Below are 6,923 nucleotides of genomic sequence, written 5' to 3'. Positions count from 1 at the left end.
ATGGACATCTCAAAATTGACGGATGCGATCAGACCGCGCCGCCCGCGCCCTGCGGTGCGCCCCCCGGGTTCTGAGGGCAGCTGATCATGGCGCTCTCGCGACGCACAGGTGCTCGGTTTCAGGCGTCGATCTGGCCCGGTTTCGTTGATGCGATGACAGGCCTTTTGCTGGTGCTGATGTTCGTTCTGACAATCTTTATGATCGTGCAGTTTGTGCTGACGGAACGCATCACCGGACAGGAAAGCGAGCTCGACCAGCTGGCGGGCGAGGTTGCGGCCCTGGCGCAGGCACTCGGCCTTGAAGAGCAGACCACGCAGAATCTGCGCAACCGGGTCGGCGCGCTGGATGCGTCGCTTTCGGATGCCGAAAACCGCATCGCAGCACTTACGGCGACCCGCGACGCTCAGGCGGCGGCACTGGAATCCGCACGCACTCAGATCACCGGCTTTGAGGCGCAGGTTGCCGCTCTGATCTCGCAGCGGGATAGTGCACTTGGCAACGTTGCGGCACTTGAGCAGGAGCGCGCCGACCTGCAGAGCGCACAGGCTGCTCTGATGAGCGAGCAGGAGGCGCTGAACCTCGCGCTTGCAGCCGCGCGTGACGAGGTGAACGCGCAGGAAGAGGCGGCGCGTCTGGCCGCTGCCCGCCGCGAGGCGCTGGATGCGATGGTGGCGGATCTGCGCGCGCGCAACGCCGATGCAGAAGCGCAGATCGGGCAGCTTTCGCAGGATCTGGACGCCACCGCAGAGGCGCTGAGCGAGGAAGAAGCCGCGCGGCTGGCAGAAGCGGCCGCAGCTGAGGCGCTGCGCAACCGGCTCGAAGACGCCGGTGCGGAACTCACGGCTATGACCCTGGCACTAGAGGCGCAGCGCAAGGAGGCTGAGGATACGCTGACGCTGCTTGCCGCCGCGCGGGCGGCCGAGGCTGATCTGGATACCGAACTCGCCGCGGCACTCCTGCAGCTTGAAGGCCTGCAAGGGCAGGGCGAAGAAATCAGCGCAGAGCTGGCACTGGTCCGGCTGGAACGCGACGATCTGCAGATCCGGCTGGAAGCGACCCTGGGGCAGCTTGACGAGACACAATCTGCCGCCGCCGAAGAACTGGCTGCGCGTCGTGCGGCAGAGGCCGCGCTGGCTGACACACGCGAGCGGAGTGCTGAAGAGCAGGATGCCCTGCGTGCCCGCCTCGCGCAGGCACTGGCCGCAAAGCTCGCGGCGGAGGCTGTGGCGCAGGATGAAACAACTGATGCTCAACGCCGGGCTGCTCTGCTGGCTGAGGCGCAACGCGCCCTTTCAGAAGAAGAGGCGACAAGTGCGGCCGCACAGCGCCAGACAGAATTGCTGAACCAGCAGGTGGCGGCTCTGCGCCAGCAGCTTGGCGGCCTGCAGGCGCTTCTTGATGATGCAAAAGAACGGGACTCTGCACAGCAGGTCCAGTTGCAGTCCCTCGGGTCAGATCTCAACACCGCACTGGCGCGTGTCGCGGCCGAAGAGCGACGCCGCGCAGAACTTGAAGCTGCTGAACGCCGGCGGCTCGAAGCGGAAGCGGCGCGCCTGGCTGGTCAGGCAGAGGATCTGGAGCGGTACCGGTCAGAGTTTTTCGGGAGGTTGCGCGATGTGCTGGGCCGTCAGGAAGGCGTGCGGATTGAAGGTGACCGTTTCGTATTCTCCTCAGAAGTTCTTTTCGAGCCGGCACGCGCGGATCTGTCGCCGGAGGGCCGGGAAGATGTGGCCAAAGTCGCGCGCATTATCTCCGGCGTTGCCAATGATATTCCGTCCGGGATCGAGTGGATTATCCGCGTGGACGGGCACACCGACAATCTGCCCCTTTCCGGTCAGGGCGAGTTTGCGGATAACTGGGAACTGAGCCAGGCGCGTGCGCTGTCGGTTGTGCGTTACATGGTGGACAACCTCGGCATTCCTCCGCAGCGGCTGGCTGCCAACGGCTTTGGAGAATTTCAGCCCGTCGCGACAGGAGACAGCGAAGAGGCCCGCGCACAGAACCGTCGAATTGAGCTGAAGTTTACGGAAAGGTAGTGTGGTCCTTGTAGACCGGATGCTGCACGATGTGCAGATTGGCGAAAGCTCAACGCTCAGACTGACGTTTCCCTGACCTGTCTTTGATGGCAGAGTCTGACAGCTTCGTATTTTTTTTCCGTAAAATGAATTTCCGTATGCTGACGGAGTTCTCTGGTGCCTGTATTGCCTCCCGATACGTCAGAAGTGTGCTGCGCGAAACAGGTGCCACTTGCATCCGTTTGCTCCCTGACAGTTGCAGCGGACAGCAGGTCGACAGCCTCGCGGTTGCGCCGCAGCCTGCAAGGTTTTCATGCTCAGACTAAGTGCATTCCAGCGATCAGTCTGACCGGCATTAGTATCGACCTGTCAAACCTGCGCGTTTTTCTGAATTCAGCACAGAATTGCGTGTGGACGTTGCGTGGCACACCCATCAGCCGTTTCCTGCAACCGGTGTGTGCAGACATCTATTTATCTGATTGTCAGCGCGTAATCAGTCACGAAATCTTGCGTCAGCACTCATTACGAGGATTTGTTCAGGTACTTTTGGGATCCTGGTGAGTTTTTTCCAAGGTCCGTCAGGCTGTTACAGGGGCTCCGCCGAAACGAAAAAGCCCCCGTGAGTGTGTCGCGGAGGCTTTCAGGTTACTGACTAATTGTCCTGATGCGCGATTACTCCGCAGTCAGAAGCGGTGGTTTGTCCCCTGAGATGCGCGGCTTGTCCGGCCCGTCGATCTTGAGATCAATCTCGCCGGCCTTTACGCCCACGCGAACCACGCCACCCTTGGCCAGTTTGCCAAAAAGCAAATCCTCAGCGAGGGGCTTTTTGATGTGCTCCTGGATCACCCTGCCAAGTGGGCGGGCGCCCATTTTGCTGTCATAGCCGCGATCCGCAAGCCACTCAGCTGCCGGTTTGGTCAGCTCGATCGTAACATTGCGGTCCATCAGTTGTGCTTCCAGCTGCAGCACGAACTTCTCGACCACACGCAGGATGACTTCTTTAGGCAGGGGCGCGAAACTAATCACGGCATCGAGCCGGTTGCGGAACTCCGGCGTGAATGTCCGCTCAATTGCGGCGGTGTCCTCGCCTTCCCGGCGATCGCGGCCAAAACCGATGGCTTCCTTAGCCTGCTCTGCTGCACCGGCGTTGGAGGTCATAATCAGTACCACATTCCGGAAATCCACCGTCCGGCCATTGTGATCGGTCAGCTTGCCGTGATCCATCACCTGCAGCAGGATATTGTAGACATCCGGATGCGCTTTTTCCATTTCGTCGAGCAACAGAACGCAGTGAGGATGCTGGTCCACACCATCTGTCAGCATGCCGCCCTGATCAAATCCGACATAACCAGGGGGCGCACCGATCAGTCGGCTGACCGCATGTTTCTCCATGTATTCAGACATGTCGAACCGCAGAAGTTCCACTCCGAGCGTATCCGCCAGTTGCTTTGCAACTTCGGTTTTGCCGACGCCGGTCGGCCCGGCGAAGAGATAATTGCCGATCGGTTTTTCGGGTTCCCGAAGGCCTGCACGTGCGAGTTTGATCGCGGAAGACAAGGCTTCAATCGCTTTATCCTGACCGAAGACCACGCGCTTAAGGGAACCCTCAAGGTCTTTGAGCACTTCGGCATCGTCTTTCGAGACATTTTTCGGTGGGATGCGGGCGATCTTGGCAACTACATTCTCAATCTCCCGCGTGCCGATGGTTTTACGCCGTTTGGCCGCAACCACCAGATGCTGAGCCGCACCGGCCTCATCGATTACGTCGATCGCACTGTCGGGCAGTTTGCGGTCGTTGATATAGCGCGATGCCAGTTCCACCGAGGCTCTGATCGCATCGGCAGTATATTTCACCGAATGGTGATCCTCAAAATAAGGCTTGAGGCCACGCAGGATTTTCACTGCATCCTCGACCGACGGCTCGTTAATATCGATCTTCTGGAACCTGCGGCTGAGTGCGCGGTCCTTTTCAAAATGCTGACGGAACTCTTTATAGGTTGTTGACCCCATTGTGCGCAGCTTGCCACCGGCCAGAGCCGGTTTGAGCAGGTTGGAGGCATCCATAGCACCGCCTGACGTCGCACCTGCTCCGATGACGGTATGGATCTCGTCAATGAAGAGCACGGCATCCTTATGGTCTTCCAGTTCGGAGACCACCGCTTTCAGGCGTTCCTCAAAATCACCGCGATAGCGTGTTCCTGCCAGCAGGGCACCCATATCGAGCGAATAGATTGTCGTTTCGGCCAGGACCTCAGGCGTCTCGCCAGCGACAATCTTGCGGGCCAGACCTTCGGCGATCGCCGTTTTGCCGACACCTGGGTCGCCAACCAGCAGCGGGTTATTCTTGCGGCGACGGCACAGCACCTGAATGCAACGCTCCACTTCGCTGTCGCGACCGATGAGCGGGTCGATATCGCCCTCTCGCGATTTCGCATTCAGATCCACGCAGTATTTCTCAAGCGCGCTCTCTTTTTTCTCGCCCTCGGTGACGCCCTGGGCCTCTTCCTCCTGCTCAGGCGCGCCTGAAACCGGGCGCTGTTCGCCGAAAGCAGGGTCCTTGGCCACACCATGCGCAATGAAATTGACCGCGTCATAGCGGGTCATGTCCTGATCCTGCAGGAAGTAGGCGGCGTTGCTCTCGCGTTCGGCAAAGATCGCGACGAGCACATTGGCGCCGGTGACTTCGGTGCGGCCAGACGACTGCACATGGATCGCGGCGCGCTGAATTACCCGCTGGAATGCAGCGGTAGGCACGGCCTCTGAACCGTCCACATCAGTAACGAGATTGCTCAGATCCTCATCGACAAATTCAACCAGCGTGGCACGCAGATCGTCAATATCAACGCTGCAGGCTTTCATCACGCGGGTTGCATCCGGTTCGTCGATCAGAGCGAGCAGCAGATGCTCCAGCGTGGCAAATTCATGCCGGCGCGCATTGGCCAGGGCCAGTGCAGAATGGATTGCCTGTTCCAGAGTTGTTGAAAATGAAGGCACGATACGTGCTCCTTCTGATCGGGGTTGTCGGGAGATCCGAACGATACCGGTCCCTCGTCCAACCATAGCCTCTTAGTATTAGAGTTTGGTTGATCATCGCCCGGCTTCAAGTTTTTTCTTCATTTTTCATGTCACAATTTGTGTGAAGCGGACATGAATGACGCAATATGGGCGTCAGAAGGCATCTTTGCGGGCTCGTATCTCGGCGAAGACATCCACGTCGTCAGCACCGCTCATACCGAGTGCTGCGCGGATATCGGGGTCAGCGGCGCGCAGAAACGGATTTGTATCCAGTTCGAGCGCCAGGGTTGATGGGACGGTCGGGATACCTTTGGCACGCGCCTCAGTAATCCGCTCCGACCGCGATATAAGGTCTTTATTATCGGGATCAATGGTTAAGGCGAACTTAGCATTGGCTGCGGTGTATTCATGGCCTGAACAGACCAGTGTGTCAGCCGGCAGCTTCATCAGCCGCGACAGCGACCCCCACATCTGTGCCGCACTCCCTTCAAAGAGCCGCCCGCATCCGAGCGCCATCAGGCTGTCAGCGGTGAACACGGCCTTCGCGTCCGGCACGTGATAAGCGATGTGACCGACGGTGTGCCCGGACACATCGAGGACGTGAACAGTATGCCCCGCAAACTCAAAACTGTCGCCGTCCGACACTGCAACGTCCAGATCGGGCAGCCGGCGCTTGTCCGCGGCAGCCCCGGTGACGTTTGCGTCATGAACATCCAGAATGTCCGGCAGACCCTGCACGTGATCGCTGTGATGATGCGTGATCCATACGTCGCTCAGTGACCAACCCCGCCGCTCGAGCTCTGCCAGAACCGGTGCCGCTTCGGGAATATCAATCAGCGCAGTGGCCCCGCTCTCCGGGTCATGCAGCAAAAAGGCATAATTGTCCGAAAGGCACGGGATGGTGACGAGTTCGGGGGCCATGGCCATTCTCCTGCAGGTTTGCGAGACTATATCCGAATGTGACCCAACACAGGGCCGTCTGCAATGCACCTGGATGTACAGGACCTGCGAAATTTTTATTACCGGTCCGCTTTGGGCCGGGCGGCCCAGGCGAGCCTGCGCGGCCGGATGATGGAGTTCTGGCCGGAAGCCAAAGGGCAGACTGTCGTGGGCTATGGTTTTGCCGCTCCGCTGCTGCGGCCCTATCTAAAAGACGCGCGCCGTGTCATCGCGCTTATGCCCGGGCCTCAGGGGGTGATACCCTGGCCTGCGGACAAAGATAACGTCTCTGTGCTGACAGAGGAAACGCTCTGGCCGCTGGAAACCGGCCATGTGGATAAACTGGTGCTGCTGCATGGGCTGGAGACATCAGAGCGGGCCTCAGATCTGCTAGAGGAATGCTGGCGGGTGCTTGGTCCGGGGGGCAGGGCGCTCTTTATCGTGCCGAACCGTGCGGGGCTCTGGGCGCGACGCGACCGCACCCCTTTCGGCTTCGGGCGTCCCTATTCGCCGGGCCAGCTTGAGACACAGCTGCGCAAACACCAGTTCCTCCCCGAGCGGCATCTGGGCGCGCTTTATCAGGTGCCTTCGGCGAAACGGCTCTGGATGAAAGCGGGGCCGGCGTTTGAGAATATCGGTCGCCGGGTGCCCGCGATGATGGCCGGGGGCGCTTTTATGGTGGAGGCCACCAAACTTGTCTACCCGCCCAAAGGCCAGATCGAGCCCGCGCGGCGCCCGTCAGCTGTCAGTGTGCTCAAACCGGCGGCCAAAGCGGTATAACACCGGCGCGGCCGATGTGCATACAAAGGCCGGATAATGCCCGTTTTTGCGCCGTCAGAATCGCAAACGGGCTGATTATTTGAACGATTTTGTAAGTTTTCTGCGCAGCCAAACGGTCGCACCCGGGCCAAGGCCCTGTAAACACAAGAAAACCCGTCGCAGAGCGCTTGACGA

Annotated in this window: 4 protein-coding genes; 2 read left to right on the top strand and 2 right to left on the bottom strand. The window is 59.7% G+C overall.

From position 1 onward, the window contains the following. Window positions 1-86 precede the first annotated feature (86 nt). On the top strand, window positions 87-2,036 hold the full coding sequence (locus tag Q0M35_RS05560; RefSeq protein WP_295313228.1) for a peptidoglycan -binding protein: 1,950 nt from the start codon (window positions 87-89) through the stop codon (window positions 2,034-2,036). 651 nt (window positions 2,037-2,687) lie between these two features. Here Q0M35_RS05560 and clpA read toward each other — a convergent pair. Both clpA and gloB read right to left on the bottom strand, forming a co-directional pair. Beyond that, window positions 2,688-5,009 carry an ATP-dependent Clp protease ATP-binding subunit ClpA gene (clpA, locus tag Q0M35_RS05555; RefSeq protein WP_295313227.1) on the bottom strand — a complete coding sequence of 774 codons (2,322 nt, stop codon included), beginning with the start codon at window positions 5,007-5,009 and terminating at the stop codon, window positions 2,688-2,690. 174 nt (window positions 5,010-5,183) lie between these two features. Beyond that, window positions 5,184-5,951, bottom strand: coding sequence for a hydroxyacylglutathione hydrolase (gene gloB, locus Q0M35_RS05550; protein ID WP_295313226.1), 768 nt, complete (start codon window positions 5,949-5,951; stop codon window positions 5,184-5,186). A 63-nt stretch (window positions 5,952-6,014) separates the two neighbouring features. Here gloB and Q0M35_RS05545 point away from each other — a divergent pair, with 63 nt between their 5' ends. Next, a complete protein-coding gene (locus Q0M35_RS05545) occupies window positions 6,015-6,749 on the top strand; it encodes a methyltransferase domain-containing protein (protein WP_295313225.1) in 735 nt (244 codons plus the stop codon). The last annotated feature ends 174 nt before the right edge of the window (window positions 6,750-6,923 follow it).

It is taken from the genome of Roseobacter sp., from assembly GCF_024639605.1.
GTDB lineage: Bacteria > Pseudomonadota > Alphaproteobacteria > Rhodobacterales > Rhodobacteraceae > Roseobacter.
The sequence above is the reverse complement of the archived record's forward strand: the minus strand, read 5'-3'. Positions and strand labels throughout refer to the sequence as shown.